At 71.4% G+C, this 3,575-nt stretch carries 4 protein-coding genes; 3 read left to right on the forward strand and 1 reads right to left on the reverse strand.

Annotated features, from left to right (window positions below; translation table 11 throughout):
• Positions 1-436: serine/threonine-protein kinase (locus B7L92_RS36245; RefSeq protein WP_143626456.1), on the reverse strand; the 436-nt coding region annotated here is incomplete at its 3' end.
• Positions 437-1,022: 586 nt separating this feature from the next.
• Between B7L92_RS36245 and B7L92_RS36250 the strand changes: the two genes are divergently transcribed.
• The 3 genes from B7L92_RS36250 to B7L92_RS36260 form a co-directional block, all read left to right on the forward strand.
• A complete protein-coding gene (locus tag B7L92_RS36250) occupies positions 1,023-1,451 on the forward strand; it encodes a hypothetical protein (RefSeq protein WP_174704074.1) in 429 nt (142 codons plus the stop codon).
• A complete protein-coding gene (locus B7L92_RS36255) occupies positions 1,441-2,106 on the forward strand; it encodes a hypothetical protein (RefSeq protein WP_081241421.1) in 666 nt (221 codons plus the stop codon). Before B7L92_RS36250 ends, B7L92_RS36255 begins: the two co-directional genes overlap by 11 nt.
• A 2-nt stretch (positions 2,107-2,108) precedes the next feature.
• A partial coding sequence (locus B7L92_RS36260; RefSeq protein WP_255311306.1) for a putative T7SS-secreted protein occupies positions 2,109-3,575 on the forward strand: 1,467 nt, incomplete at its 3' end.

A 3,575-nucleotide genomic window follows, 5' to 3' on the forward strand; every position in this document is an offset into this window, starting at 1 on the left:
GCTTGAGGTCGCGGTGCACCAGGCCGGCCGCGTGCGCGGCGGACAGCCCCGAGCACAGCTGCGCGGCCACGGAGACCGCGGCGGGCACGGGCAGGCGCCCGTCGTCGGCGCAGTCGACGACGTTGTCGAGGGTCGTCCCGTCGACGAGTTGCATCACCAGGCAGCAGACGTCCTCGGCGACGGCGGCGTCGTACACGGTGGTGACGTTGGGGTGGTCCAGACGGGCGGCGGTCTTGGCCTCCCTCTCGAAGCGCGCCAGGGCGGTGCGGCGCCAATCCGGCAGGGCGAGCAGATGCGCGGCGACGGTCTTGACCGCGACGGGACGCTCCAGGTAGACGTCCGTCCCCTGCCAGACGTGCCCCATCGCCCCTCTGCCCAGAATCCGGTCCAGCCGGTACCTGCTGCGCAGTACCTTGCCCGCGGCGAACTGCTCCACGTTCACTTCCCTCGTGAGCCCCAGTGGCATGTCGGTGCGGGGGCCGCCCGGCCGGAGGTCTGCCGTCGGCAGCCCGCACGGAGGAAGTCAACCAGCCCCGCGCACACGTCAGGGACCTCCTTGAGGACCGCGGGGCCGTGCCGGCTCGCGAGCGTGGCGCCAGGCCGTCCGAACCGAGACGGCCGGCTCTCCGCCACCGGATGCCCTGCAGAAGTTTCCCGGTGGCGGTGGCGGTCCAGAGCAGGAGATCCCGATTCCGGGTCCGCGCCGACTCCTCGGGCGTCCAGGAAACGATCCACACCGGCTCGTGTTCCTCACCGGTACACAGTCGTGCGCATCGGATCCAGGAACCCCGGAAAACCACCCGAAAAGTGTGTTCCGGCTCCTCTTCGACGAGCCGAACGACGGCCTCCCGCTTCCACGTGCACAGCGTCTCTCGCGGGGCGGGGCGGAGTTCACCACCGGCCGATGGGAGACGGAGCCCGGTGAGGGACCGGTGAGTTTCACGAGAACCACCACCCCCTCCCCACGCGTCGTGATCCACGGTGCCATCAGTCACCCCTGACGCCACGACGAGGGAGGGCCCGTGGAGCAGCCCAGGACGGCGCTCGCCGAGCGCATAGCCGAGCAGAGGGCGGGGACCGGGGATCCCCGGGCGCTGGTCGGTGAGATGCGGCGGTCGGTTCTTCTGGTGCCGTCCGTCGACGGCCGCCTGTGGAGCGCGCGTTCGGGCGGGGTGCGGTGGGTGTGTGCCTTCACGGACGAGACGGCGCTGGCCCGGTTCGCCCTCCACCACGGGCCGGGTGACCGGCCGATGGACTACGCCGCGCTGCTGGGGGCCCGGATCGTGGACGAGATCGTGCCGGGTCTGGGCGAGCCCGCCGGGCTGGCGGTGGACATCGCCAGCGAGGACGGGTCGATGTTCTTCCCGCCGGTCACCGGGATCGTTCCCGACGGTGTCGCCGTCGATGCCGGTGCGACGGCGGAGGAGGAGGGGCACGGCCGTGGGCGGTGACGGGACGGACCTGAACTTCGGCAAGGCATCGGTCGCGAAGTTCACCAAGGGGGTGGGCGCCACCATCGACGGGCTGGGCGACCTGGGCGGCGCCACCGGTTCGGTGATGGGCAAGGGCTTCTCCCAGCTGTCGATGACCGGGATGGAAGTGGGGCACCACGGCCTGTCGGTTGACTTCGAGGACTTCTGCGAGCGCTGGGAGTGGGGCGTGCGCGCCCTGGTGAACGACGCCAGTCAGATCGCGAACCGTCTCGGACTGGCGGCGGGCACGCTGTGGGAGCACGACCAGTACGTCGCGGGGTCGCTGAAGGTGGGGGTCAACGCCCTGATGGGCGGCAACCCGCACGCCTCCGAGGAGGAGATCGCCCAGCAGGACTGGGGTGAGGTGTTCACGCCGGACTCCCTGGACCCGGACTGGAGCGCCGAGTCGTTCGAGCGGGCCGGCCAGGAGATCGAGCAGAACTGGAAGGACACCGGCCGGGCACTGCTCACGGAGGGGCAGGGCGGTCGGCAGTCGGAGATGCTCAACGAGAGGTTGGGCATCGACGACGACGAGTGGAACCGGGCGCTGGACGAGACGTTCGGCCCGTCGCCCGAGGAACGCGCCCGGCAGGCGCAGCAGCAGGGCGGTCAGGGCGTCGACGGGGATAACTGAAGGTGGGCATAGGCGACTTCATCAAGGACATCACGCCGGACTCGGTGGAGGACGCGGTCGAGGACGGTGTCGAGTGGCTCGGCGACCGGGTCGAGGGCGCGGGGAACTGGACCGCGGACCGGCTGGACGACGTCGGCTGGGAGTCCGGCGCGGACTGGGTGCGCGAGCAGTCGCGTTCGGTCGCGAACCGGATGGGCGCCGAGGTCGACGAGATGGACCTGGGGCAGACCGAGGACAGGACCAAGCTGGTCCACGGCAGCCCGGAGAAGATCCGTTCCACCGCCGGGAAACTCCGCACCTTCCAGGAGGCGTTCGACGACGCCGGCGAGGGCCTGAAGGGCCTGGACTCCTCGCAACTCAAGGGCGAGGCCGCCGAGGCGCTGCGGAAGGCGGTGAGCACCCAGCCGCCCAAGTGGTTCACCGGCGCCGACGCCTGCGGGAAGGCGGCCGCCGCGCTGGAGTCGTTCGCCTCCACCGTGAGCTGGGCGCAGGGGCAGGCGCAGACGGCGATCGACAAGTGGAAGGAGGGCGTGAAGGCGTCCGAGGACGCCGCCGACGCCCACCGCAAGAAGGTCGACGCCTACAACAAGGCCGTCGACCGCTACAACGCCCAGCCCGCCGACCGGCGCGACCCGTCCACGCTGCCACCCTGTCCGGCGCCGACGTTCGACGACCCGGGCAAGAAGCTGATGAAGGAGGCGCAGGAGATCCTCGCCGAGGCCCGCAAGCAGCGGAACACCGCCGCGGAGACCGCCCGCAGCGCGGTTCGCGCGGCGCGGGACCTGGCTCCTCAGAAGCCGTCGTACGCGCAGCAGGTGGGCGACGGTCTGCAGGAGCTGCAGATCATGGGCGACCACGTCGGCGGCGGCATCATCAAGGGCACGGCGGGGCTGCTCAACTTCGTGCGGGGGATCAACCCGCTGGACCCCTACAACCTCACCCACCCGGCCGAGTACGCCACGAACCTCAACAGCCTGGCCTCCGGCCTGCTGCTGGCCGCCAACGACCCCGTCGGCACCGGCAAGCAGATGGTCAGCGACTTCATGAAGGACCCCTACGAGGGGTTCGGCCGGCTCCTCCCCGATCTGGCGCTGACCGCGGCCACCGGCGGAGGCGGCGCCGCGGTCAAGGGCGTGCGCATCGCCGCGGACGCCGCCGACGCCGCACGCGTCCGCAACCTGGTCGACAACGCCCCCGACGGCACCCACAACCGCCCCGACGGCCACCGCACCACCGACGGCACCGACCCCGTCGACCTCGCCTCCGGCCGCATGTTCCTGCCCCAGACGGACGTGGAGATCCCCGGCATCCTGCCGCTGGTCTTCACCCGCCGCACCGAGTCCGGCTGCACGGCCGGCCGCTTCCTGGGGCCGTCCTGGACCTCCACCGTCGACGAGCGCCTGGTGATCGACCCGGTCGGCGTCGTCCACGTCACCGCCGACGGCCTGCTGATCACCTATCCGCACCCC

The organism is Streptomyces viridosporus (assembly GCF_002078235.1).
Lineage (GTDB): Bacteria > Actinomycetota > Actinomycetes > Streptomycetales > Streptomycetaceae > Streptomyces > Streptomyces viridosporus.